This window comes from Nocardia sp. CA-119907 (genome assembly GCF_050955995.1).
Lineage (GTDB): Bacteria > Actinomycetota > Actinomycetes > Mycobacteriales > Mycobacteriaceae > Nocardia.
Window position 1 is genome coordinate 3,233,450 of sequence record NZ_CP192091.1, and the last position, 25,087, is coordinate 3,258,536.

The 25,087-nt window shown below is 67.2% G+C and carries 23 protein-coding genes; 13 read left to right on the top strand and 10 right to left on the bottom strand.

Going from position 1 to position 25,087, the window contains the following annotated elements:
• Positions 1-5: 5 nt before the first annotated feature.
• A complete protein-coding gene (glsA, locus tag ACQP2D_RS14270; protein WP_433685652.1) occupies positions 6-1,853 on the bottom strand; it encodes a glutaminase A in 1,848 nt (615 codons plus the stop codon).
• Between the two features lie 221 nt (positions 1,854-2,074).
• On the opposite strand from glsA, the gene dxs reads away from it, so the two are divergent.
• Entirely contained in the window at positions 2,075-3,973 is a 1,899-nt protein-coding gene (gene dxs, locus ACQP2D_RS14275; protein WP_433684174.1) for a 1-deoxy-D-xylulose-5-phosphate synthase, read from the top strand.
• 21 nt (positions 3,974-3,994) lie between these two features.
• On the opposite strand, the gene ACQP2D_RS14280 is transcribed toward dxs, so the two are convergent.
• The gene (locus tag ACQP2D_RS14280) at positions 3,995-4,564 is read right to left on the bottom strand and encodes a CGNR zinc finger domain-containing protein (RefSeq protein WP_433684175.1); all 570 of its coding nucleotides are present in this window, start codon (positions 4,562-4,564) and stop codon (positions 3,995-3,997) included.
• A gap of 111 nt (positions 4,565-4,675) precedes the next feature.
• Here ACQP2D_RS14280 and ACQP2D_RS14285 point away from each other — a divergent pair, with 111 nt between their 5' ends.
• Positions 4,676-5,092 carry an SRPBCC family protein gene (locus tag ACQP2D_RS14285; protein WP_433684176.1) on the top strand — a complete coding sequence of 139 codons (417 nt, stop codon included), beginning with the start codon at positions 4,676-4,678 and terminating at the stop codon, positions 5,090-5,092.
• Positions 5,093-5,455: 363 nt separating this feature from the next.
• Here ACQP2D_RS14285 and ACQP2D_RS14290 read toward each other — a convergent pair whose 3' ends face one another.
• Positions 5,456-6,727, bottom strand: coding sequence for an HRDC domain-containing protein (locus ACQP2D_RS14290; RefSeq protein ID WP_433684177.1), 1,272 nt, complete (start codon positions 6,725-6,727; stop codon positions 5,456-5,458).
• Between the two features lie 22 nt (positions 6,728-6,749).
• Positions 6,750-7,301 (bottom strand): DUF3000 domain-containing protein, encoded by a 552-nt coding sequence (locus tag ACQP2D_RS14295; protein ID WP_433685653.1) that lies wholly within the window; start codon positions 7,299-7,301, stop codon positions 6,750-6,752.
• 227 nt (positions 7,302-7,528) lie between these two features.
• On the opposite strand from ACQP2D_RS14295, the gene hemE reads away from it, so the two are divergent.
• Both hemE and ACQP2D_RS14305 read left to right on the top strand, forming a co-directional pair.
• The gene (hemE, locus tag ACQP2D_RS14300; RefSeq protein WP_433684178.1) at positions 7,529-8,584 is read left to right on the top strand and encodes a uroporphyrinogen decarboxylase; all 1,056 of its coding nucleotides are present in this window, start codon (positions 7,529-7,531) and stop codon (positions 8,582-8,584) included.
• An 11-nt stretch (positions 8,585-8,595) separates the two neighbouring features.
• On the top strand, positions 8,596-9,201 hold the full coding sequence (locus ACQP2D_RS14305; protein ID WP_433684179.1) for a uridine kinase family protein: 606 nt from the start codon (positions 8,596-8,598) through the stop codon (positions 9,199-9,201).
• Positions 9,202-9,231: 30 nt separating this feature from the next.
• Here the strand turns inward: ACQP2D_RS14305 and ACQP2D_RS14310 are convergent, their stop codons facing one another.
• The gene (locus ACQP2D_RS14310; RefSeq protein ID WP_433684180.1) at positions 9,232-9,873 is read right to left on the bottom strand and encodes a TetR/AcrR family transcriptional regulator; all 642 of its coding nucleotides are present in this window, start codon (positions 9,871-9,873) and stop codon (positions 9,232-9,234) included.
• A 232-nt stretch (positions 9,874-10,105) separates the two neighbouring features.
• Here ACQP2D_RS14310 and ACQP2D_RS14315 point away from each other — a divergent pair, with 232 nt between their 5' ends.
• The 7 genes from ACQP2D_RS14315 (at position 10,106) to hemQ (ending at position 18,043) form a co-directional block, all read left to right on the top strand.
• Complete coding sequence (locus tag ACQP2D_RS14315) at positions 10,106-10,909, top strand: SDR family NAD(P)-dependent oxidoreductase (RefSeq protein WP_433684181.1); 804 nt, start codon at positions 10,106-10,108, stop codon at positions 10,907-10,909.
• 31 nt (positions 10,910-10,940) lie between these two features.
• A complete protein-coding gene (locus tag ACQP2D_RS14320; protein WP_433684182.1) occupies positions 10,941-12,068 on the top strand; it encodes a DUF5938 domain-containing protein in 1,128 nt (375 codons plus the stop codon).
• A gap of 81 nt (positions 12,069-12,149) precedes the next feature.
• The gene (locus ACQP2D_RS14325) at positions 12,150-13,685 is read left to right on the top strand and encodes an acyl-CoA synthetase (protein WP_433684183.1); all 1,536 of its coding nucleotides are present in this window, start codon (positions 12,150-12,152) and stop codon (positions 13,683-13,685) included.
• 96 nt (positions 13,686-13,781) lie between these two features.
• Positions 13,782-15,143: a protoporphyrinogen oxidase gene (locus tag ACQP2D_RS14330; protein WP_433684184.1), complete on the top strand. Its 1,362-nt coding sequence runs from the start codon at positions 13,782-13,784 to the stop codon at positions 15,141-15,143.
• Positions 15,144-15,491: 348 nt separating this feature from the next.
• A complete protein-coding gene (locus tag ACQP2D_RS14335) occupies positions 15,492-15,962 on the top strand; it encodes an RrF2 family transcriptional regulator (protein ID WP_433684185.1) in 471 nt (156 codons plus the stop codon).
• Complete coding sequence (locus ACQP2D_RS14340; RefSeq protein WP_433684186.1) at positions 15,959-17,194, top strand: globin domain-containing protein; 1,236 nt, start codon at positions 15,959-15,961, stop codon at positions 17,192-17,194. Before ACQP2D_RS14335 ends, ACQP2D_RS14340 begins: the two co-directional genes overlap by 4 nt.
• Positions 17,195-17,347: 153 nt before the next feature.
• Complete coding sequence (hemQ, locus tag ACQP2D_RS14345; protein ID WP_433684187.1) at positions 17,348-18,043, top strand: hydrogen peroxide-dependent heme synthase; 696 nt, start codon at positions 17,348-17,350, stop codon at positions 18,041-18,043.
• Between the two features lie 113 nt (positions 18,044-18,156).
• Here the strand turns inward: hemQ and msrB are convergent, their stop codons facing one another.
• The 4 genes from msrB to ACQP2D_RS14365 form a co-directional block, all read right to left on the bottom strand.
• Positions 18,157-18,600 (bottom strand): peptide-methionine (R)-S-oxide reductase MsrB, encoded by a 444-nt coding sequence (gene msrB, locus ACQP2D_RS14350; protein WP_433684188.1) that lies wholly within the window; start codon positions 18,598-18,600, stop codon positions 18,157-18,159.
• Between the two features lie 67 nt (positions 18,601-18,667).
• Positions 18,668-20,035: a glycosyltransferase family 87 protein gene (locus tag ACQP2D_RS14355; RefSeq protein ID WP_433684189.1), complete on the bottom strand. Its 1,368-nt coding sequence runs from the start codon at positions 20,033-20,035 to the stop codon at positions 18,668-18,670.
• Between the two features lie 137 nt (positions 20,036-20,172).
• On the bottom strand, positions 20,173-21,729 hold the full coding sequence (locus tag ACQP2D_RS14360) for an alpha/beta hydrolase (RefSeq protein WP_433684190.1): 1,557 nt from the start codon (positions 21,727-21,729) through the stop codon (positions 20,173-20,175).
• 124 nt (positions 21,730-21,853) lie between these two features.
• The gene (locus tag ACQP2D_RS14365; protein WP_433684191.1) at positions 21,854-22,615 is read right to left on the bottom strand and encodes a pyrimidine reductase family protein; all 762 of its coding nucleotides are present in this window, start codon (positions 22,613-22,615) and stop codon (positions 21,854-21,856) included.
• Between the two features lie 35 nt (positions 22,616-22,650).
• On the opposite strand from ACQP2D_RS14365, the gene zapE reads away from it, so the two are divergent.
• Together zapE and ACQP2D_RS14375 are read left to right on the top strand one after the other, a co-directional pair.
• The gene (gene zapE / locus ACQP2D_RS14370; protein ID WP_433684192.1) at positions 22,651-23,667 is read left to right on the top strand and encodes a cell division protein ZapE; all 1,017 of its coding nucleotides are present in this window, start codon (positions 22,651-22,653) and stop codon (positions 23,665-23,667) included.
• 57 nt (positions 23,668-23,724) lie between these two features.
• Positions 23,725-24,519 (top strand): tyrosine-protein phosphatase, encoded by a 795-nt coding sequence (locus tag ACQP2D_RS14375; protein ID WP_433684193.1) that lies wholly within the window; start codon positions 23,725-23,727, stop codon positions 24,517-24,519.
• Between the two features lie 51 nt (positions 24,520-24,570).
• Here the strand turns inward: ACQP2D_RS14375 and ACQP2D_RS14380 are convergent, their stop codons facing one another.
• Positions 24,571-25,062, bottom strand: a complete 492-nt coding sequence (locus ACQP2D_RS14380; RefSeq protein ID WP_433684194.1) for a GbsR/MarR family transcriptional regulator — start codon at positions 25,060-25,062, stop codon at positions 24,571-24,573.
• Positions 25,063-25,087: the final 25 nt, after the last annotated feature.

Sequence of the window (25,087 nt, forward strand, 5' to 3'; positions counted from 1 at the left end):
GCCGCTCAATAGTCGCCGCCACGCACCGCGATCGCGCGCACCGCGGCATCCACTTGCGCGTATGCACCCCCGGCCAGTCGTTCGATCAGAGCCAGCTTCAGTCCGGGCGCTTGCTGAGTGAGCGCGTCGAAGCGTTCCGGGCGCAGGACCGCTACGCGCACGGCACTTTCGGCCCTGGCCTCGTTCACGAAGGGGGTTCCGAGGAGCATCGGGACCTCACCGAACGACATACCGGCCGACACCGATACCAGGCGATGGGTGCGGCCCTCGGTGCCTTCGACAGTGATACGGGCTCGGCCCTCGAGGATCAGATACAGCCCTGAGCGTTTACTGCCGCGCTCGGCGATCACCTCGCCGCGGGTGATGGTGCGCACCTCGAATTCCTTGGCCAGCCGGGCACGGTCGTCGGGGGTCAGTGCGGCGAGCACGGGATGATCCTCGATCGGCAAGGATGTACACGCCGGTTCGTCCGCGGGCCGGTGGTGCTCGAGCACGACGTTCTCGCACCATTCGGTGGCGGTGTCGCGATCGACGAACACCAACCCGCGCGGGTCCGTCGGATCCAGACTGGAGACCAAGTGGCCCAGTTTGCTGTCCGGGTCGACGATGGCGACGCGGCAGCCAGCTGCGGCGAGTTCGGTCTGGAGCGCGTCGAGCAGCTGTACCGCGATCGTGCTCACATCGCCGACCTGGCGCAGGTCGACGACCAGTGCCTCGAGATCCCGCGCCTGTCCCTCGATCTCGCGCACTGCTCGCTCCGCACCGGCGAACAGCAGGTCGCCGTGCAGTTCGTAGACCCGTGCCCGGTGCCCGTGTGCGGCGAGCAGGTCCGTTTCCGCGGTGGTGCGGCGCAATCTCGACGGCACCTCGGCCACCGAGTAGGCGGCGCGGATCGCGGTGCGCGCCGCCCGTGTCACGTGCAGGAAGTGCAGTTCGAGGCGCTGCGACAGGGCGCGGCAGGCGGCGACGCCGCGCACGCTGTTGCCCTGCCGATCCAGCCGGGGGGAATAGACGGCGATGCCGATCTGGCCCGGCAGTACCGCCAGGATGCCGCCGCCGACACCGCTCTTGGCGGGCAGGCCGACGGTGGTCACCCAGTCGCCTGCGGCGTTGTACATGCCGCAGGTGGTCATCACGCTGAGCACGCGTTCGGTCAGCGCGGCGGTCAGGGCGCGTTCCCTGGTCACCGGGTTGAGTCCGTTATTGGCCAGCGTGGCCGCCATCAGCGCGAGGTCGCGGCAGGTGATATCGATCGAGCACTGCCGGAAGTACCGGTCGACCGCCTCGTCCGGATCGGATTCGATGATGCCGAATGAGCGCAGCATGTAGCCGATGGCGCGGTTGCGGAAACCGGTGCGCGCCTCCGAGGCGTACACCGCCTCGTTCATGGTGAGCTCACGCCCGGCGAAGCGGGAGTAGCAGTGCCGGATGCGCTCGAATCGGTCGGCCGGATCGCGGCCGGTGATCAGCGCGGCCGCGGTGATGGCGCCCGCATTGATCATCGGATTGCGCGGGCGCTCGGTCACCGGGTCCAGGCTGATCTCGTTGAACGCATCGCCGGAGGGTTCGACATCGATGTGCTCGGCCACGGTCTCGATGCCCCGATCGGCCAGCGCGAGCGCGTAGGTGAAGGGTTTGGAGATCGACTGAATGGTGAACTCGGTGTTGACGTCACCGGTACCGTAGACTCGCCCGTCCGCGGTGGCCAGGCACAGTCCGAACGAATCCGGTTGCACCGCAGCCAATTCCGGAATGTAGTCGGCGAGATCCCCGGAGTCGTCGGCGCGACAGAGCTGGTGGACATCGGCGACGATACGCGCCACGACCCCGGGGTCGACCGTTTGCGGAACCATCTGCTCGGGCAGGGCCACAGGTCCACTCTAAGCTGGGTAACGTTAACTGCGGTCGCCGGACTTGTCCGCCCGAGCGTGTCGTGGAACGGGCCGGCGATTCGTGTGGAGGCTCACACTTCCGCACGAAGTCGGCTGGTGGCGGACCGTTGTCGTGCAGTGGCACTGCAGCGGCTCCGTAGACTGATCGGATCAGATGCGCTATCCGGAGGGAGCGAGTTCACGTGGGAGTGCTTTCCCGGGTCGATACACCCGAAGACCTGCGACGGCTCACCGTTGCCGAATTGGGTGAACTGGCGGAGGAAATCCGCGAGTTCCTGGTGCAGAAGGTCGCCGTCACCGGCGGGCACCTCGGCCCCAATCTCGGTGTGGTCGAGCTGACCATCGCAGTGCACCGGATCTTCGACTCGCCAGCCGACCCGTTGATCTTCGACACCGGGCACCAGGCCTACGTGCACAAGATCCTCACCGGCCGCAAGGATCAGTTCGATACGCTGCGCAAGCAGGGTGGGCTGTCCGGCTACCCGAGCCGATCCGAGAGCGCCCACGACTGGGTCGAATCCTCACACGCCTCGGCGTCGCTGTCCTATGCCGACGGTCTGGCGAAGGCGTTCGCGCTGACCGGTCAGGACCGGCATGTGGTCGCTGTGGTCGGCGACGGCGCGCTCACCGGCGGCATGTGCTGGGAGGCGCTCAACAATATCGCCGCCGCACCGGACCGTCCGGTTGTCGTGGTGGTCAATGACAACGGCCGCTCCTATGCGCCGACCATCGGCGGTCTCGCCGACCGATTGACCGCGCTGCGCACCCAGCCCGCCTACGAGCACGCGCTGGACGCGGGCAAGCGGATTCTCAAGAGCATCCCGCGCGTCGGCGAATCCGCGTACTCGATGGTGCATGCGGTGAAGGCCGGGATAAAGGACGCGGTGAGCCCGCAGGAACTGTTCAGCGACCTCGGACTGAAGTATGTCGGCCCCGTGGACGGACACGACACCGTCGCGCTGGAGGCGGCGCTGCGTCGCGCGAAGGACTTCGGCGGGCCGGTCGTTGTGCATGTCGTGACGCAGAAGGGGCGCGGATACTCACACGCCGAGAACCACGTCGCCGATCAGATGCACGCCTGCGATCCGATCGACCCGCTCACCGGCCGCCCGCTCGGCGGGCCGAAGGCACTCGGCTGGACCTCGGTGTTCTCCGAGGAACTGATCGCGCATGCGGAGAAGCGCGATGACATTGTCGCGATCACCGCGGCCATGCCCGGACCGACCGGTCTCGCGGCCTTCGGGGAACGGTTCCCGGAGCGGATGTTCGATGTCGGCATTGCCGAACAGCATGCGATGGCCTCGGCGGCCGGACTCGCCCTCGGCGGTATGCATCCGGTGGTGGCCATCTATTCGACGTTCCTGAACCGCGCGTTCGACCAGTTGCTGATGGACGTCGCGCTGTTGAAGCAACCGGTGACGGTGGTGCTGGACCGTGCCGGAATCACCGGCCCGGATGGCGCCTCGCACAACGGGATGTGGGATCTGTCCGTGCTCGGGATCATTCCGGGTATGCGCGTCGCGGCCCCGCGCGATGCGGCGACGCTGCGTGAGGAATTGGCCGAGGCGCTGGCGGTGAGCGATGGCCCCACCGCCATCCGGTTCCCGAAGGGCAGTGTGGCCGAGGATATTTCGGCCGTCGAGCGGCTCGATGGGGTCGATGTGCTGCGGCTGCCCGAGCGTGAGGGTGGCTCTGCTCGAGCGCAGCGCGGTGATGTGCTGCTGGTCGCGGTCGGGCCCTTCGCCTCGACCGCGGTCGAGGTTGCGGAGCTGCTGGAGCCGGAAGGTATTTCGGTCACCGTCATCGACCCCCGGTGGGTGCTGCCGGTGTCGGACACCGTGGTCAAACTCGCGGAGAACTACCGTCTCGTAGTGACTCTGGAAGACGGCGGTCTGCACGGTGGCATCGGCTCCACCGTTTCGGCTCGGCTGCGCGCCGCAGGTCTGGATGTGCCCACCCGCGATCTCGGTGTGCCCCAGCATTTCCTGGATCACGCTTCGCGCAATCAGGTGCACGAGGAACTCGGTCTGACCGCTCCCGATATCGCGCGCCGGATCTCGGGCTGGCTCGACGCGCGCTGAGTCTCTGCGCGGTTCCGATAACTAGCGTGCGGCGCTACGGCGATGCGACGCACGGACTTTCACACGGTTCCCGCAGACATCCATAGAGCACCAGGTGCGGCCGCGGTTGCGGGAGTGGTCGTAGAAGGCCCAGCGGCAGCTGGGTTCTCGGCAGGTCTTCAGGCGTGACCAGGTGCCCGCCGCGACGGCGGTGGCCACATCGGCGAGCAGGGCGGCCAGCGCGTGGTCGACCGGCTCGGCAGTGAGCGGGACCAGCCGGGGCGGGGTGCTCGTCACATCCAATGTCAGCGGCAGCGCCGCGGTGAGGGCGGCGAGTTCGGTGCGGGCCGCCGGGTTCAGGCCGTCGGGGCGGGGACTGGCGACGGGTTCGGCATTGTTCGCGGCGAGCAGGGCGCGCAGGCCTTCGCGCACCCCTTCGGCCCGATGTCGCGCGGTCGTGTCCGCGGTGCCCCCGGACAGCAATTCATGGGCGCGCAGCCAACTCGTCAATTGCTCAGGTGTGCCGATGACGTCGCCGTCCGCACGGCGAGTATTGACGAATTCGACTAGGCGGGCCAGCGCCGGGGGTGTGGCTTCCACTGCGTGGGGCATGAATCAATAGTAACTGGCCATTGACGATTACTGGTTACGTAACTACCGTTTCTCCTACGCAAGTTATCTACGGGCGGACGAGGACTCCGCTCCGGCACAGGAGGATCAGCAATGGGCTCGGTCGAGAAGGAGATCATCATCGAGGCGCCCGCGGAGGATGTGTGGGCGATCATCGGCGACTTCGCCGCTGGTCCGATTCGGATGGCGCCCGGCTTCGTCACCGATTCCACGCTCGACGGTCCGGACGTGCGCATCGTCACCTTCGACAACGGCACGGTGCTGCACGAGCGGTTCATCGCGCTCGACGAGTCCCAACGCCGGATCGTCTTCTCGATCGTCGGCGGTAGCGTCACCCCGGCACACGACAATTCGTCCATGCAGGTCTTCCCGCACGCCGACGGCAGCCGCTTCGTCTGGATCCACGACACATTGCCGCATGAGCTCGCCGACGCCTTCGGCGTGAGCATGGAGCACGGGCTGTCGCTGCTCAAGAAGACAGTGGAGAGTTCGGTCGCGGCCAAGCCGTGACGGTGCTGCCGCTGGGGCCAGTGCGGCCGAACCGCCTAGGGCGGTCGGCTGGTGGCGCACCGCGATCAGGACAGCGCTATCCGACTCCGCTCGCGTGACGCGCTCGCCTGCGTGGGCGTGGTCTGGGGTGCGGAGCGGCCCCTAGCGGTATTCGTAAAGCCCCGCCCATTCGGCGACAGCGAATCAGATCGCGCCTAGAGAGATTGTGGCTGCGAGGGCCGCCCGGGGAACATCAGCGGGAAACTTCGCGCGCAATTATTGGGCGCGGCACCGCTCGGTGTTCGTTATCCGGCCCAACGGCTACCTCGGATTCGCCCAGCGCGCGGTGCCGATGTCGTGCCCACTGGCTGAAGCGGGTCGTGGCTATGCGTCGGGTGTCAGAGCGGCCGTAAGCCCGGGAACCGCGAGCTCACGCTGCCAGGGCCGGGCGCCTCCCGATTTCAGGAACCCATCGATCGCGGCCGAGAGATCCGCCGGATCGCCGACTCGGTCGTAATCCGGCAGCCCGTCCCAGCACAGTCTGCGCACCAGGTCGGGGGAGAGCAGATTCTCCACCGGGATCGCGTATTCGGTGGACAGCTCACCCATTGCCGCGCGCGCCCGGACCAGCCGGGCCGCGGCCGCGGGGTCGCGACGCTCCCACCGATTCACCGGCGGCGGTCCGTCAAAGGGTTGGGTCAGGGGCGGCAGTTCGGTATCGGGCAGGGTGCGACCGCGGTCGACGGCCGCGAGCCAGTCGCGGGAGTAGCGGCGCTGGCGGGGTCCGCCGAAGACCGGGAGTGTGCGCAACTGGGCGATGGTGCGCGGTTCGGCATTCGCGGCGGCGATGATCGCGGCGTCCGGGAGGATGCGGGCGGGTGCGACGTCGCGGGTGCGGGCCAGGGTATCCCTGGTGTTCCACAGTTCGCGCACGATCGCCAGTTGACGGGTGCGGCGCAGGGTGTGGATGCCGGAGGTGCGCCGCCACCGGTCGGCCTTCGGCGTACCGGGTTCGGTGATCCGGACGTGCTCGAATTCCTGTGCCGCCCAGTCGGTCTTGTGCTGGGCCTCCAGTGAGGTGGCCACCTCGTCGCGCAGCTCGAGCAGTAGTTCCACATCGAGGGCCGCGTAGTTCAGCCAATCCTCGGGCAACGGCCGGGTGGACCAGTCGGCCGCGCCGTGACCCTTGCGCAGGGCGCGGCCGAGCAGTCGCTCCACCATCGCCGCCAGTCCGACGCGTTCGAAACCGGCCAGCCTGCCGCCCAACTCGGTGTCGAACAGGCGCGCGGGCCGCAGTCCGAGTTCGGCGAGTCCGGGCAGATCCTGGTCCGCCGAATGCAGCACCCACTCCAATTCGTTGATCGCTGCGGCCAGCGGTGCGAGTGCGTCGGTGACCGGGATCGGATCGATCAGGAAGGTGCCCGAGCCCGCCCGCCGCAACTGGATCAGATAGGCGCGGGCCGAGTACCGGAATCCGGAGGCGCGCTCAGCGTCCACGGCCAGCGGTCCGGTGCCCGCGGCGAGGCGGGCGGCCGCATCGGCGACCTCGGCGGCGGTGACGAGCACGGGAGGCACACCTTCGCCAGGCACGAGCAGAGGTTCGGCTGTGCTGTCTCTGGCTGTGTTGCCCGGTTCGGACTCGTCTGCTACCGACATAAACCTGAACTTTACGTGGCGATCAGGTGTGGTCGTTGCTGGTATAGGACTCCGGACGCAGATGGGTGATTCCGGCGGGCGGCAAACCGGCCGCATAGGCGAGTACTTCGCAGAAGCCTTCCACATGCGGGCGCATCTCGGTGGTCATCGCGGTCCAGGAGGCGCGCAGTTCCAACTGGTGCGCGCGGGGAGGTCCGGCGATATCGCCGTAGCGCACCGAACTGGTCGAGGTGACGGTGCCGCCGAGCGCGGTGAACGGTACGCCACGGGACTCGAGCGCGTCGACCAGCCAGCTCCAGGCGACCTCGGGCAGCAGCGGGTCGGTGGCCAGCGCGGCATCGATATCGGCCTGGATATAGGCGACCAGACGGAATACACCGTGCCAGGCATCGTCACCGTCGGGATCGTGCAGCAGGATCAGCCTGCCGAAGGCATCGCCCTCGGAATCGACCGGTACCACAGTGGTTTCGGGATGTGTGACTTCCGCGCCTAGTGCATAGGAATACGGTGCCAGGCGTTGTGGGGGTCGGATCGGTGCCAGCTCGATTCGAGGGTGCACAGTTGCGGTACCCATCGCATCGACCGCGGCGCGAAATTGAGCTGGCTCGCCGTTGGGTCCTTCGGTCGGTGCGGCTCCGTCGCGAAAGTCGAGCGGTGTCACGCAAGCGACGGTAGACCTTGTGCGCCCGGGGCGGGCGGAGGCGCGCCGGATTCCCGCTCCGAGCGGGCGAACATCGCCGTTCCGCGACCCGGTGCCCGGCCGCGCGGGGGCGGGTCGCGAGCCCGCATACGATAGCGGTGATGAGCACTCACACCCGCCGCCGGTTGACCGATGCCCCGTTCCTGGCCGCCGCTACCGGCGCCGAACCCACCCGTCGGCCGGTGTGGTTCATGCGTCAGGCCGGACGGTCGCTGCCCGAGTACCGCGAACTGCGCAAGGGCATCGGGATGCTCGAGTCGTGCTTCGATCCGGAGCTGGTGTGCGAGATCACCCTGCAGCCGATCCGGCGACACGGTGTCGATGCGGCGATCTTGTTCTCCGACATCGTCGTTCCCTTGAAGGCCGCGGGCATCGACCTCGATATCGTGGCCGGTGTCGGGCCGGTGATCGCATCGCCGGTGCGGACCATCGCGGATGTGCGCGCGCTGCCCAGGCTGCGGCCCGAAGAGGTGGGCGCGGTGTCCGATGGCGTGCGGCTGCTGACCGACGCGCTCGGCGAGACGCCGCTGATCGGGTTCGCCGGTGCGCCGTTCACGCTCGCGTCGTATCTGGTCGAGGGTGGTCCGAGTAAGAACCACGAGCGCACCAAGGCGATGATGCACGCCGATCCGACGACCTGGCACGAACTGCTCGGCGTCCTGACCGATATCACCATCGCGTTTCTGCAGGCGCAACTGGGCGCCGGTGTCGACGCGGTGCAATTGTTCGATTCCTGGGCCGGGGCGCTGTCGCTTGCCGACTATCGCGAATTCGTGCTGCCGCATTCGGAGCGGGTGTTCGCCGAGGTCGCAGCGGCCGGTGTGCCGCGGATCCACTTCGGGGTGGGGACCGGGGAACTGCTCGGTGCGATGGGGGAGGCGGGCGCCGATGTCGTCGGCGTCGACTGGCGGGTGCCGCTGACCGAGGCGGTGCGGCGAGTCGGACCCGGAAAAGCCTTGCAGGGCAACCTGGATCCCGCCGTGCTGTTCGCCGGATCCGCCGCGATCGAGGCCGACGCGCGGCGCATTGCGCACGAGGCCGATGAGGCGATCACCATGGGCGCGGCCGGTCATATCTTCAACCTCGGGCACGGTGTGCTGCCCGAAACCGATCCGGGTGTGCTCACCGCGCTGGTGCAACTCGTTCACGAACTGTGACCTGACCGGTCATGGGCCCGGATCCGCGATCGAGTGGCCTACCCCTGTCCGCGCCGGGCGAGCCGAGTCCGGCGATCGAGGAGATCGCAGGACGGATCGCGGCCGGTGCAGCGCGACTCGGGTCGACGAGGCTGGTGGCGGTGGACGGGCCGGGTGGGGCCGGAAAGTCAACGTTCGCAGCGGCTTTGGCGGCGCGGTGTGATGCGCGTGTCGTACACACCGACGACTTCGCCGACGGCAACAACGAGCTCCCGTGGTGGCCCCGGCTCGAGCGACAGGTGCTCGTGCCGATCGCCAATGGCCGCGCCGGTCGATACCAGCGCTACGACTGGAACAAGCGAGCCCTGGCCGAATGGCACGATGTCGCGCCCGGTGGCGTGCTCGTCCTCGAAGGCGTCTCCGCGGCCCGGGCCGCGGTACGGGATCGATTGACCCTGGCGATGTGGATCGACACCCCGCGCGCGGTGTGCCTGGCACGCGGACTCGATCGCGATGGTGCGCATACGCTGCCGCTGTGGGAGCGGTGGATGGCCGCCGAAGACGCCCATTTCGCCGCTGATCGCACCCGCGACCATGTGGACCTGATCGTCTCCGGCGAGGCTTTGCCGATTCCGTAGACGAGAGCCGACGCGCCGGAGCGGGATCGGCTAGGGCCTGCCCTGTCCGACCACTACGTCCAGCAGATCTGCGGCCTCGGTGCGGAGGGTGTCGGCGGCATCGGCCTGCCCGGCGAGTTTGTGCAGCAGTGCCTGTTGGAACAGGCCGTCGAATATGGCGTAGGCCGTGGTCGAGGGGATCAGGAGCGGTCGACCGGACAGGTCGGCAAAGCGGTCCACGACATTGCGGATCATCTGCTCGCGGTGACTGTCGATCTCGAGCACGTCATCGCGGAAGGACTCCTCGAACAGACTCTGGTTGCGCAGGTCGTACCAGAGCCGGTGCAGCGGTGCGTCGGCGTCCAGGGTGGTCGCCATCGCCGCGCCGAAGTCCTTTCGTAGCTGTTCGGCCGTTGTCGCGGCGGCGACGATGTCGTCATAACGGGTGACGCACACCCGCTCGTACTGCCGCACCGCATGGGTGATCAGCTCGACCTTGTCGTTGAAGTAGTAGTGCAGTACCCCGTGGGTGAACTCGGATTTCTGCGCGATCTCCCGCAAGCTGGTGCGTGCGTAGCCGAGTTCGGCGAGGGTGTGCAGTGCCGCGGCGGCCAGCTGGGCGCGCCGCTCGCCGAACTTATCGACCTGCCGGCGCGCGATGCGATTCCGCCTGGTCTCGACGATTTCGGTCATCGTGGCTTCTCTCCGTCACCGCATCCGCATCTTGTGAATTCGCTCAGTGTATCGCGGTACTGGAATCAGGCGACCAGCTGATTTGACGATTGTGTAAGAAAATCTTGACGACTGTCACGAAAATTCTTGACGGTTGTCAAGAACGCGAGCACACTGTGATCCACGTCGCATCGGGTTGGAGTGCCGGATGAGACCGAAAGTCGACTGGACCATCTCGAGGAGGAGATGCCCGATGAGTGGGTACAACCTGACCGGGCGCACGGCCCTGGTAACTGGCGGCGCGCGCGGACTCGGTGCCGGAATGGCCGAGGCACTGGCTCGTGCCGGGGCGGCGGTCGCGATCGGCGACGTACGCGAGGATCTCGGCAAGGACACCGTGGAAGCGTTGCGGGCTACCGGTGCGACGGCCGAGTTCGTGCCGCTCGACGTCACCGATGACGCGCGTTGGGCGCAGGCGGTCACCGACACTGTCGCCGCACTGGGTGGCCTGGACATCGTGGTGAACAACGCCGGAGTCGAAATCACCAGCCTCGTTGTCGATCTCGATCCGGAACAGATGCGCCGGATGCTCGAGGTGAATGTGCTCGGCACGGCACTGGGGATCAAACACGCGTTGCGCGCGATGCGACCAGGCGGTGCGGCGGGTCGCGGCGGCGCGATCGTGAACATTGCTTCGGTCGCCGCGACGATCGCTTTTCCGGGCATCTCGGTCTACTCGGCGACCAAGTCCGCGGTGGATCGGCTGACCCGGGTCGCGGCGATGGAGTCCGGCAAGCTCGGCTACGGCGTGCGCGTGAACTGTGTCTACCCCGGACTCGTCCCGACCGAGATGGGTGCCCAACTCGCCGACGATGTCGCTCGGATCGGATTGTTCCCCAGCGCGGAAGCTGCCGTCGGCGCGGTGGTCGAGCAGACCCCGCAGGGGCGGCTCGGTGAGGTCGCCGATATGGCCGACGCGGTGGTCTTCCTCGCCTCCGACGCCGCTCGGTTCATTACCGGCGCGGGCCTGCCGGTCGACGGCGGCATGGGCATGTGAGTTTCCGAGACAGCGAAAGGTTCGAGATCTGATGAGTACTGATAAGCCCGTCGTCGTCTACGGCGCATCCGGGTACACCGGCCGACTGGTGTGTGAATACCTGCGTGAGTTCAATATTCCGTTCGTCGCCGCGGGCCGGGACAAGTCTCGGCTGCAAGAGGCAATCGACAAGATTCCCGGCATCGACACCGTGGAGCACGAGGTCGTCGAAGTCGCACACGAGGTCGGGCCACTGACCGACCTGTTTCGCGGTGCCGCCGTTGTCTGCAATACCGTCGGCCCGTTCTCGCAATACGGGCATGAGGTGGTGCGGGCCTGTGTGGCCGCGGGGACCCATTATCTCGACACCACCGGTGAACAGGATTGGCTGATCGACTGCGATGAGCAATACGGCGCCGAGATGGCCGCGCAGGGCCTTCTGCTGGCCCCCGGAGTCGCGCAGATGTACACCACGGGGGAGATCGCCGCGAATATCTGCCTGGAAACCCCGGGCCTGGACACACTCGATATCCAGGTCTTCTGGAAGGGCTTCCCGACGGTCGCGTCCACGAAGACGATTTTGGTCAATGCCGCGCTGTCCAAGGCCTACTACCTCGAGCAGAACCAGTACGTGGAGTGGCCCGCCGACGCTGGACTCTACGACGTGGTGGTGCCCGGACAGCATGAGATCGGGCTCGCACTGCCCTGGGGCGGCACCTCGCATCCGGTGTGGTTCAAGCGCGATCCGCGGGTGGCGAATGTGAAGGTCCTCGGTGGTGTGTTCAACCGGCCGTTGATGCAGGGTGTGCCGCAGATTGTGCAGGCGGTCGTCGAACAGGTGAAAGACCTTCCGGCGCAGGAGAAATACCGCGTCCTCGCCGAGCAGGCCGCCCTGGTCCGGGACGAGATGCCGCCGCGGGAGAATCCGCGCATCAATACCTCCCTCGATTCCGTGCACGCGTCCGGACCGCTGGCTCGTGCCCACTGCGTGATCTACGGGAATTGCAACTACAAGCAGACCGGTCTGATGCAGGCGTTTGCCGCGAACGCGCTGCTGCAGGCACCGCCGAAACGAACCGGGTTCGCTTCGGCGTGCCAGGCATTCGGCCATCGAGAACTGCTCGGCGTGCTGCGCGGTTTCGGGCTGGTCGGTGAACCGGTACTGACCGTGCATCGTTGATCGCGCCTCGGACCATGGGTGGCCGGAGCTGCCCGTGGTCCGAATCGGCCGTTCCCGCAACAGCTTCTGTAGAGGATTACCGTGCGTTTGACCGACTATCTCGACAAGGGTGCCTCGCTCGGCCCCACCGCACCCTGCCTGACCATGAACGGGCAGACGCTGACCTATGCGCAGGTACAGCAGTTGTCCTGGCAGATCGCTCGCGCGCTGCAGCGATCCGGGGTCCGGCCCGGCGAGCGGGTCGCGATCCTGTCAGCGAACGACACGCTGGCCTTTGCCTGTGTTTTCGGCATCGCCCGTGCGGGTGCGGTGTGGTGCCCGATCAATCCCCGCAACGAGGCCGCGGAGAATCAAGAGCTACTCGAGCTTTTCGACTGCACCTGCCTGATATTCCAAGCGGCCTTCGCACCATTGGTTTCCGCCATCGCGCCGCGGCTACCCATGCTGCGGACGCTGGTCTGTACGGACGGAAATGCCGCAGGGGCAGCATATTTCGATGACTGGGTGCGGGACTGTCCGGCCGATCCGTGGGAGGTCGAGCCGATCGACGAACTCGCCATGCTGGTCGGCACCGGCGGTACAACCGGACGGCCGAAGGGTGTGCGGCTCACCGGCCACAATATCGAGACGATGACCGCACTGACTCTGATGAGTTATCCGTTCGAACATCGGCCCCGCTATCTGGCGCTGGCACCGCTCACCCACGCCGCGGGCGTGCTGTGCTTTCCGATTCTGACCCTCGGCGGTGAGATCGTCGTGATGCCCGCCCCGGATCTCGGTGAATTCCTCGCCCTGATCGAGCGGCACCGGATCACCCACACCTTCCTGCCGCCGACGCTCATCTACATGCTGCTGGATCATCCGGCGCTACCGGCGGCGAATCTCGGCTCCCTGCAGTGTCTTTGGTATGGCGCCGCCCCGATGTCGACGACCCGGCTAGCCGCGGCGCTGGAGAAAATCGGGCCGGTCATGGGTCAACTGTTCGGACAGTCGGAGGCACCCATGATGGTCGCCACGCTGGCGCCGAAGGATCACTTCCGCCCCGATGGCTCGATCGCCACCGAACGTCTGTCATCGGCTGGACGACCCACCCCGCTCACCCGCGTGGCGATCATGGACGCCGAGGGCCGCCTGCTCCCCGCCGGTGCGCGCGGCGAAATCGTGGTCCGGGGCCCGCTGGTCATGGCGGGTTATCACAAGAATCCGGACGCGACTGCCGAGGTGTCACGCTACGGCTGGCATCACACCGGAGACATCGGCTACCTGGATGCCGACAATTACCTCTACATCGTCGACCGGGCCAAGGACATGATCATCAGCGGCGGATTCAATGTGTACTCCGCCGAGGTCGAACAGGCGCTACTGACCCACCCGGCGGTCCAGGACTGCGCGGTCATCGGACTTCCCGACGATAAATGGGGCGAGCGGGTCACCGCCGTCGTCCAACTGCACATCGGGCGCACCGCGACCCCCGACGAACTGCGCGAGCACACGAAGGCACGCCTCGGCGGGGTGAAAACTCCCAAGCAGGTGGAGATCTGGCCTGACCTGCCGCGCTCGAAAATCGGCAAGGTGCTCAAACCGGAGATTCGGGCACAGTTGCGTGGCGAGCGCTGAGCGCATTCACGGTATCGGCCCGCGGCGATCGTGTGCTCGGTCACGAAGGCGAGGGGCGTGATCGGCGCGGATCCACGGGAGGGCTACGGTCGCGACATGAGAATCGCGGTAGTCGGGGGCGGGATCAGCGGGCTTGTCGCGGCGTACCGGTCGCGGGTGCTGCTCGGCGCGGACGCCGACATCGTGGTCATCGATCGGGCCGCGCGGCTCGGCGGGATTCTCTATACCGGCGAATTGGCCGGGGAGCCTTTGGATCTCGGGGCGGAGGCGTTCGTCGGGCGGCGGCCGGAGGTGCCGGAACTGCTGAGGGAACTCGGGCTCGAAATGCAGTTGGTGGTTCCGGCGGGATTGCGGCCGCTGGTCTGGTCGCAGGGCCGTGCCCATCCGCTGCCGGAACGCACCCTGATGGGGATTCCGTCGGATGCCGAATCGATGCGCGGACTGGTCGATGCCGAAACGCTCGAGCGGATCGAGACGGAGTCGCGGCGGCCGCTGGCCTGGTATCCGGATGCCGATATGGACGTCTACCGCCTGGTCGCCGACCGGTTCGGCACGCAGGTCGCCGAACGCAGCGTCGATCCGCTGCTCGGTGGTGTCTACGCGGGCAGTTCGCGTTCCATCGGCGTGCGCGCGTCCCTGCCGACCCTGGCCGCCGCGCTCGACGACGGCGCGCCGAGCCTGACCCACGCGGTCGCCGCCGCCATGCCGCCGCCCTCGAACGCGCCCGTCTTCGGCGGTCTGCGCGACGGCTATCGGGTGCTGTTGGACACGTTGGCCGCGAAGTCCGCGGCGGAATTCATCACCGCGACCTCGGCCACCCATCTGGCCCGCGCGTCCCATGGCTGGGTGCTCGAGCCGGTCGGGGCGGTGGACGCGGTGGTACTCGCCACCCCCGCCCCGGTAACCGCCAACCTGCTGCGCCCGTTCGCCCCCGCCGCCGCATCGGCGGCTGCTGGCATCGAGCTGTCCTCGTCGGTCGTGGTGGCCCTCGGTCTTCCGCGCGACACCCCGCTGCCGCAGAACTCCGGCATCCTGGTCGCCACCGGAGAACCCCTGCGCGCCAAGGCATTCACCTTGTCGAGCCGCAAATGGACGCATCTGGCGGAGCGTGAAACCGCCACGGTCCGGGCCTCATTCGGCAAATTCGGCGATGACTCCACCCAAACCTGGTCCGATGCGGACCTGATCGCCGCCGCCACCGAAGACCTCGCCACGGTCACCGGTGCCACCATCGAACCGACGGCCGCTCTGGTACAGCGCTGGCCCGGCGGTCTCGCCCAATACGCCCCCGGCCACCTCGACCGGGTAGTCGAAATCGAATCGGCCGCCGCCGATTTCGACGGCCTGGCAATCGCGGGTGCCTACCTTCGTGGCGTCGGCGTCCCCGCCTGCGTCGCCTCCGGCACCGCCGCCGCCCACCGCATAGCCGCCACCCTGACCCGATCCTCCGCACCCTGATTCGCGCGGTACCGCGCGCAGTCGTCCAGCGTCCGGTCGCCCCTGGGCCGAGTTGCTGCGACGCGGCCGACAGGTGTGTGCCAGGTCGCAGGCCAGCGGTGGCGTACGTGGCCAGTTGGAGTCGGCCGAGCGGCCGGTGAAATCGTGAGCCCAGGGCAGTGTTGGCGAGCCGGGCTGAGGGCGGTTCGGTCGCGGCGGGTGCCAGGCGTGTGATGCCTATCGCTCAGGGCGTTGAAACGCGGGGTGACCGGGCATCGTCGCTGCACCAAAAACCGCACGGTATCGCGTAATTAAGGACACCGTGGCCGGGGGATGTGGTAGGGGTTGCTCGTCGGTAGCGTCGGAGTCATGCAGCTCTCACGGTTCACCGATATCGGCTTGCGGGCCATCATGCGGTTGGCGGTGAGCGACGAGGCGGACGACCGCGTGACGACTCGGCTGATCGCTCGGCAGGTCGATGCCTCCGAACATCATGTGGCGAAGGCGGTGTCGCGGCTGATCGAACTCGGTCTGGTGCAGGCGCAGCGCGGTCGCACAGGTGGCTTGTTCATCACCGAGGCGGGTCGAGCGGTATCGATCGGGTGGTTGATTCGGGAACTCGAAGACGATCGCGAAGTGGTCGTCTGCGAGGGCGAACATCCGTGTCCGCTGGTGGGCGGGTGCCGGTTGCGCCGAGCGTTGGCCGATGCCAAGGAGGCGTTCTACCGGGAATTGGATCGGTACACCCTCGACGAACTCGTCAGCGGGCCGACGTCCGGATTGCTGCGTCTGCTCGCCACATCAGCGGCGGGCGAATATGCGAAGAAGGAGATGTCATGAACACCGCGGTCCGAAGCGAACCGGAGCTCGAAGCGCACCACGCCGAAATCATCCGCGCCACACTGCCTTTGGTGGGCGCGCAGGTGGACGAAATCACGAAGGTGTTCTATCGCACTCTCTTCGGCGATCATCCCGAACTGATCCGCGACCTGTTCAACCGCGGCAACCAGGCGCAGGGCTCCCAGCAGCGGGCGCTGGCCGCCTCGATCGCGACCTTCGCCACCTATCTCGTCGATCCGGACCTTCCGCACCCGGCAGCGATGCTCGCGCGGATCGGCCATAAGCACGCCTCGCTCGGTGTCACCGCCGAGCAGTACCAGGTCGTGCACGACAATCTGTTCACCGCGATCGTGGAAGTACTCGGCGCGGATGTCGTCACCGAACCGGTGGCCGCGGCCTGGGACCGGGTCTACTGGCTGATGGCCGACGCGCTGATCGACCTGGAGAAGCAGCTCTACGTGGCCGCCGGGGTCGAACCCGGCGATGTGTTCCGGGACGTGACCGTCGTTGCCCGCGCCGACGACCCGTCCGGCGTCGCGGTTTTCACCGTCGAATCCGCCGACCCGTGCGCGCCACTGCCGAGTTTCATACCGGGCCAATATATTTCGGTCGGCGTGCACCTACCCGACGGCGCCCGCCAGCTGCGTCAGTACAGCCTGGTCAACGCCCCAGGGGACGGCACGCTGTCGTTCGCGGTCAAGCGGATCGACGCGATTGGCGGCTGCCCGGCGGGCGAGGTGTCGTCGTGGTTGCACCACGATGTCCGCCCCGGCGACGCGCTGCAGGTCACCCTCCCGTTCGGCGATCTCGTGATCGATACCGACGTGGCCACACCACTGGTGCTGATCTCCGCGGGCGTCGGCGCGACCCCGATGATCGGAATTCTCGAACACCTCGCCGCGAACACGCCGGACCGGCATACCGTCGTGCTGCACGCGGACCGTTCTCCGCAAACCCATCCGTTGCGGGAACGCCTGCTCGAACTCGGCACTCGGCTCCGCTCCGCCACGCTCGAATTGTGGTACCAGGAGACAACCGAGGGCGCGCACCTGGGCCTGATCGACCTGTCGCAGGTCGATCTGCCCGCCGACGCCGATATCCACGTCTGTGGCGGGACCGAATTCCTGCACTCGGTACGCACCCAACTGCACGCCGCGGGCGTGCCCGAGGAGCGTGTCCATATCGAGCAGTTCACCCCGACCGACTGGCGACTGGACGCCTGCCCGGTGTAGCAGCGGCGGTGATCATGGCGGCGCGCCGGGGCTCGATGTGACCGCGCGCCAACCATGCTCATGCGCCGCAGACAGCGCGTAATCGGCAACCACCCGCGGGCGTCGACAGCCCGCGCGGACACCCTGACCGCCCGCAGTGGCACGATAGGAATCATGGCGCGACTCGACTATCAAGCACTCAACTCCACCATTCGCTACCTGATGTTCTCGGTGTTCCAGGTGCAGCCGGGGGTGCTGGGGGACGACCGTGAGGGTGCCATCAAGGAGGCGCGGGCATTCTTTGACGGGCTCGCCGAGCGCGAGGTCGTGGTGCGTGGCATCTACGATGTCGCGGGGATGCGCGCCGACGCCGACTTCATGATCTGGTCGCATGCCGAGCGGGTCGAGGATCTGCAGGCGGCGTACGCGGACTTCCGGCGCACCACCGAACTCGGCCGGGCCAGCGCTCCGGTGTGGAGCAATGTGGCGCTGCACCGGCCCGCCGAATTCAATAAGAGCCACATCCCGGCATTCCTGGCCGGTGAGGATCCGGGCAACTACATCTGCGTGTACCCGTTCGTGCGCTCCTACGAGTGGTACCTGCTGCCCGACGATGAGCGCCGCAAGATGCTCGCCGACCACGGCAAGGCCGCCCGTGGCTATCCGGATGTGCGCGCCAACACCGTGAGCTCCTTCGCGCTCGGCGACTACGAGTGGATCCTCGCCTTCGAGGCTCCGGAACTGCACCGCATCGTCGACCTGATGCGCGATCTGCGCGCCACCGAGGCCCGACTGCACGTCCGCGAAGAGGTCCCGTTCTTCACCGGTCCCCGCGTCGAAATCGACAAGCTCATCGCCGCCCTGCCCTGATCTATCCCCCTCGGCGAGTCGGACCGGGCGCGGCAGTCGCGCCTGCCCCAGTATTTCGGGGCATGCGCAACAAGCCGGTCGGTCTGTATCTTTCGCTGAGCGCGGCAGCCGTTCTACTCCGCTGCACTGCCCGAGGGGTGCAGCTGCAGGGCGATGGAGTTGATGCAATAGCGCTTATCGGTGGGCGTGTTGTATCCCTCGCCCTCGAAGACGTGGCCGAGGTGGCTGTGGCAGTTCGCACACAGCACTTCGACCCGATGCATGCCGAGCGTGTCATCCGAGCGCAGGATGACCGCCTCGGATTTCGCCGGATCGAAGAATGACGGCCACCCGCAGTGCGAATCGAATTTCTCGGTGCTGCGGAACAATTCGGCGCCGCACGCCCGACACACATAGACTCCTTCGGTCTTGGTGTCGGTGTACTCGCCGGTGAACGGGCGTTCGGTCGCGGCCTGTCGCAGCACCGCGTACTCCTCCGGATTCAGCTTGGCTTTCCACTCCTGTGGGGTCAGCTGGATGCGCGGCGCGGGTAGGGACGTGTCGGCGTCAGAACTCATTGCTCCACGCTAATAGGTTTCCGACGGCGATGCCGTCCCTCGACCCTGGGTGCTGGCACGCTGTTCGCTACTTCACCGCGCTCGCCTGCGGTTCGCCTCGCAATTCGGACTCCTCGGTCTCCCGGCCGTTCACGATCGGGTCGTCGTCCGCGGTATCCACGTGCGCAGCCGAATCCGCCGCCACCCGGTGCGGCGCCGCTACGACCGCATCCGGTGACTCCGGCGATCGCATCCACTCCGGATCGATCCCGAACTGCAGCCGACCTTCGCGCCGCGCCGCCAGGTACCGGTCGCCCAGCACGCAGGCGATGACGATCAGCAGCAGGCCCCAGCCGAAGGTGATCCGCAGGTATTCCACGTTGCGCCCCAGCCCCTGCCAGCGGTCGGAGAGCCACTTGTCGTAGGACATGAATCCGAATACCGCCAGCCACGCGGGCCAGTTCCGCATGACCGAATTGCGCAGCACCACCGACATCAGCAGCGGGAACAGCATCATCGAGTAGTACATCTGCCCGAGCGAGTTGAGCAGGAACTCCGCGGTCATCAGCACGCCGGAGGCGGTGGCCACGAAGAACAGCTCATCGTCGCGGTAGTAGCGGTACAGCAGCCACAGCGAGATGAGCACCAGTACGCCCATCAGAATGCGGATGCCCCAGGTCAGCCACAGCGGCAACCCGTAGTACGCGGCATTGCCGACGATCGCGCTGTTGAAGTAGTCGCGCGGATCGGACAGGTAGCGCGCGGTCCTGGTGAAGAATTTGTCCGGATCGGCCGACAGCGGCCAAGCGATCGCGGTCAGCGCCAGCGGCACACCGATGGCGGTGTAGAAGACCTTCCACTGCCCACGGGCCGCCGCGATCAACACCAGCGGCGCCAGCGTCGGTTTCACCGCGATGCTCAAGCCCAATATCGCACCGGCCCACAGATCCCGCCGCGTGAGCAGCAGCATGATGAAGACCACCTCGGCCAGCAGCACGCATCCGTTCACATTGGTGAAAACCAGTGTGTTGATGACGGTTTCGGAGCTGAACATGGCCAGCAGCAGGATCGGCGCCGCCATCGAGGAGAGGGTGAACTTGAACAGCTTGAGCAGCAGATACCAGGCCAGGATGATGGCGGCGGCGTTCAACAGGATGAAGCACCAGCGCGATTTCTCCGGGTCGATCAGCGCCAGCGGCGCGATCAGCAGGGTGCCGCTCGGTGGATACAGATAGTGCGGATCCACCAGATCGTAGTTCGCGGTGTAGACCGGCCGGTGATTGAGGAACGCCAGCGAGGCGTTGTAGACCGGTTTGAAGTCATCGGTGATGAACCCGTTGACGGCCTTGATGAAGACCCGGTTGAGCACAGTCATGACCGCGAGCGGCCAGAGTGCGAACTTGATCACCTCGGCGGTGGTGCGAGCGGTGCGAGGCTCGAGCTGTCGAAGTAACACTGGGGCACGGTACACCGGATCCGCTCGCGACGGTTGCCTGGACCTACCTGGCGCGCCGACGTTAGGGGATCATGACCATGCCCCTATCCCTCGGCTTCGTCATTTTCCCTAGTGGGCTGTGCCGATGCCCGGCTCGCTCATGCCGGGCACGCGGTGCCGTCGGCGGGGAGCTTGGCCTCCTTCAGGTAATCGACGAGAGCCCGTTGCGCACAACCGGAATGGGCGAAAACCGGATGTCCCCAACCCTGCCAGGTGATCGCGGCCTTCCGTGCGCCAGCGGCGCCGAGCGCACCGGTGACCGAGGCCTGGCCGCCGTCGCCGACCAGCGGATCCGCGACCCCGCCGAGGATGAGGACGGGCAGGTCCAGCTTCTCCGGCAGCGGCGGCGCGGCACTGACCGGCCAGGCGACACAGGCCATCATGCCGATCGCGGCCGATCTGCCGAACACCGGATATTTCGCGCCCCAGGTGTCCGCGAGCTCCTTGGCCTTGGTCGGGCTCGGCGGCAGCTGGTTATCGGTGCAGCGGTTGACGAACTGGCCGTCGGCCGCGGTGGCGGCGGATTCGCGCTGGATCAGCGTCCCGAGCGGTCCGCGATCGCCGCGCCCGGCCGCCGAGAGCGCATCGGCCAGTTCGGCGATCCGCGCGGATTGGTCGCGCGGACCGGCGAGGAATCCGGACAGCCCGGTCAGCAGCGCGTTCGCCGAGATATCACCGAGTCCGCCGCTGCCCGCCTTGCGCACGAGATCGATGATCGCGGCGCGCGGATCGGGGCCGAGTGAGCAGCCGATTCCGGTGCAGCGCTGGGCGAATGCCGTTACCGCCGCCTCCGCGCCCTGGACGTGCTGTTCGGTGCGGGTGACCGCGTCGGTCCCGACGGCCTCCGGCGAATCGAGGACCAGGCGCGCCAGATGGTCGCCGAACTTGCGCGCGTAGCTGAGCGCGACCTTCGCGCCGTTGCCGGAGCCGAGCAGGTCGATCCGGTCCACCTGCCACTGCCTGCGCAGCTGTTCGATGTCGTCGGCGGCGTGCGGTGCGTCGAAGGTGCCCTCATAGGGCTGCAGGAAGTCGCGACAGGCGATGGTGGCGTCCTGGCTGAATCCGGTCACCGCGTCCACAAGATCGCTTGCACCGGGCCCGAATTGCCCGTTATCGGCCAGGCCGCGTCGCGCATCGATCGGCATGCAGTCGATCGGCTGCGAGGTGCCGAGACCACGCCGGTCCACCGCGACGATCGGGCGACTGGCCAGCAGCCCGTTACCCGCGCCGACCACGAGCCCGGCCAGCGTTGCAGTGGAGGACCGGTCCGCACCGGAGGTGATGACCAGCGGCGCGACATCGGTCGGGGTCTGCGGCAGCCGGGCCCGCATGGCGCCGGTGCGGAAGTTGCCGAGCACACCGCCGGTCGAGTCGATCGGTGTGGTGTATTCGGCGCAGTCCAGCACCAGACCGGACGGCGCGGGGCCGAGACCGAGTAGATCGAGCGTCGGCGTGGTGCAATCGCGCCAGGTCAGATCGGTCTTGGGGACCCCGGCCTCCGGTGGCGGCGCGATAGCCGTGGTCGGGTGCGGGCCAGCACCACCCTGGGGCGCACGCTCGACGGCAACGCCGGGGCGATCGGAAGGGCCCGCACCGCATCCGGCGATCATGATCGAGAGTGTCGCGGCCAGCACGACGGCCCGAGTCCAGTGCATGCGCTACAGCCTGCCAGGTTCGTGCGGTTGTTTCACAAAGCAGGCGTAGATGCGGTGCAGCGCGGCCGGCACGACTGCCCATGAGCAGGTGTCGCGTGGGCGGTGCGTTCGGCTGCCACCGAAATCATCGGCGGGTCCAACGAGTCAGCATCGTGCCGTCGTCGTCGAGGAGGATGTGCCTGCGCACCATGGGCATGCGGAACTCGTGCGCGGACAGCGATATTCGTCGGGCCGTACCGCCCACGAGCACCGGCGCGGTGGTGAGGCACAGTTCGTCGACCGCGTCCGCCTCCAGCAGCTCACCGAACAGATGCGGTCCGCCCTCGCACAGCACACGCCGCAGTCCGAGGTCGGCCAGTGCGCCGAGCAGTCCCTGCGGGGTGATCGCGACGCCGCCGACCTCGATGACCCGCGCGCCGGCATCGGCGAGTTGTTGTTTGCGATCCGCTGGCGCGGCGCGGGTCGTGATGATCAATGGTGGTACGGCGGTATCGGTGAACAGCCGCGCGCTCGGCTCCAGCGCGGCGCTCGCGGTGACCACCGCGATCGGTGGCGGTGCGCCGTCCCGATGGCCGCCGATACCGCGGTCGTAGTGGGCGCGCCGCAGTTGCGGATCGATCCGCGCGCCACCGTAGTTCTCCGCACGCGCGGTACCGGCGCCGACCACGATCACATCGGCCAGTTCGCGCAGGATCGTGAAGACGGTCTTGTCGGCGGGGGTGCCGAGTCCCTCGGAGAGATCGCCGCTGGTGGCGGATCCGTCGATGCTGGCAACGAAATTGACCCGGACCCAAGGAACCTGGGGATCGGTGGGGTAGGCATACAGGTCCGCTAGGTCGTCGCGGCTCAGTCCTGTGAGCTGGATCGCATTGTGGATACGCTGCATGAAAGAAGATCACACCACGTCATTAGGCTTCGTCCATGCAAGAACGCCTTGTCGATCGCCATCCGGAGGTTCCGGCGGACCAGTTGGTCGCCCAGATGGTGCCACCGCCCATGTTCGACGAGGTCAGTTTCGCCTCCTACATTCCGGACCCGAAGGAGCCGAGCCAGGCGGCCGCGGTCCGCAAGGCCGAGGAGTTCGCCGGGCAGGTCGCCAAGATCCACCAGGCGGCCAATAAGAAGAGTCTGTTCGGCAAGAAGAAACAGATCAGCGGTGCCGGGCTCTACCTAGACGGCGGTTTCGGCGTCGGCAAGACCCACCTGCTCGCCTCCATCTTCCACAGCGCCCCCGCGCCGAAGTCCTTCGGCACGTTCGGTGAACTCACCAATCTCGTTGGCGCACTTGGCTTCAACAATGCCCTCGACCGGCTCGCGGCGAACAGCGTGCTGTGCATCGACGAATTCGAACTCGACGATCCGGGCGACACCATGCTGGTCTCGCGGCTGCTGACCGAGCTGTCCGCGCGCGGCGTCTCGATCGCCGCCACCTCCAACACCCTGCCCGGCCAACTGGGCGAGGGCCGCTTCGCCGCCCAGGACTTCCTGCGCGAGATCAAGAAGCTCGGCTCGATCTTCGAGGCCGTGCGCGTCGATGGTCCGGACTACCGGCACCGCGATCTGCCGCCCGCGCCCGAACCCACCTCGCCCGAACTGCTCACCGAGCGGGCCGCTGCCACAGCGGGGGCCACGCTCGACGAGTTCGACGCGCTGCTGAAGCACCTGAGTACGCTGCACCCGTCCAAGTACGGTGCGCTGATCTCCGGGGTGTCGTCGGTGTACATCTCGAATGTGCATCCGGTGACCGATCAGGCCGTCGCGCTGCGGATCGTCGTGCTGGCCGACCGGCTCTACGACGCGAGCGTTCCGGTGACCGTTTCCGGTGCGAAGCTGGACGAGATCTTCTCCAAGGAGATGCTCGACGGTGGGTATCGCAAGAAGTACCTGCGTGCGATTTCCCGTCTGCTGGCGCTGTCGCGTTTCGAGGTCGCGGCGTAGTCGCTGGCCTCGGGGGTTCGGGGGAGTAGTCCTACATCCGATGATCGGAGCACCGTCATGGTCCGTCGTACCCTTCGCGTCCCGGTGGCACTGGCCGCCGGTCTCACCGTGGCCTTCGGGCCGGTGGCAGGCGTCGCACCGGCCGATCCGGTAGGTGCCGCCGACGCGGTCACCTTCGACCGTTCGCTGAATCTGCAGGGCGTACAGAACGGCCGCGACGCGGGCGGCTACCGCACCACCGACGGCCGCTGGGTGCGTACGGGGCTGGTCTACCGCACCGGCCAGCTCAATAACGCGACTCCGGCCGATCTAGCCGTATTGAGCGAGCGTCAGGTACGGGTCGTCGACGACCTGCGCACCGTCTACGAGCGCACCATCGGGGCGGACCGCCTCCCCACGGGTGCGGTGGCCAACTGGGCCGATGTCATCGGCCAGGCCCCGCCGCAGACCCTGATCACCACGCTCACCGGCGGCGACGACCTGTATCGGGCATTCATCACCGCGCCCGGGGCGAATCAGGCCTTCGCCGCAGTGCTGCGCGACATCATCGACACCGACGGTGCCGTCCTGTTCCACTGCACCGCCGGCAAGGACCGCACCGGCTGGACCGCCGCGGTCCTGCTGACGATCCTCGGCGTCGACCGCGACACCGTGACGCAGGACTACCTGTTGTCCAACCAGTACCGCAACGCCAGCCCGAACGATCCGCTCAACGGTGTCTCGGCCGCGTGGCTGGATGCCGCCTTCGACCAGGCGAACCGGACCTACGGGAGCTTCGACAACTACGTCCGCGACGGACTGGAACTCTCGGCCGCTGAGGTCGCCGCATTGCAGGCGAAGCTGCTCGCCTGATTCGGGCTGTCGCACAGCCGATTTCGGGCGCGGCCGGTCGGCTGCGACGGCTCAGGACGGATGGTCCGCGTACCACCGATCGATCAATGCGGGCAGCTCCTTGCCCATCCACACGAAGAACTCGTGCATATCCCGAACCCGTGCGGCGTCTTCACCATTCGGGTCGTCGAAGAGTGCGAGCCCGCGTGCGGTCATATTGGTGAGATCGGTGTACATCCCGCTCTGCTGGCGGGTCAGCTCCGGCAGAATCCCCGGCCGGATCGAGTAGTAGTCCTTGCGGTCGCCCGGTTTGGAGATCTTGTCCACCCAGCGCATGGTGACCAGCGTCTTCAATGCGGAGGAGATGGAACCCTTGGACGCCTGCAGTGCCTCGGCGATCTGGCCGAAGGTCTGTTCCGGCGGATCGCTGACCAGCAACCACCCCGCGGCCCGACCCGTCATCCGGACCAGGCCCATCCGCTCGAGTACGAGCGCGAAATCCTCCACGAATGCCAGCTGTTGCGCGGTCGGCGCGGTGGTCTGCTCGTTGTCGGTGGTGCCCATCGGAGAAGTATCCCTTCCACAACGT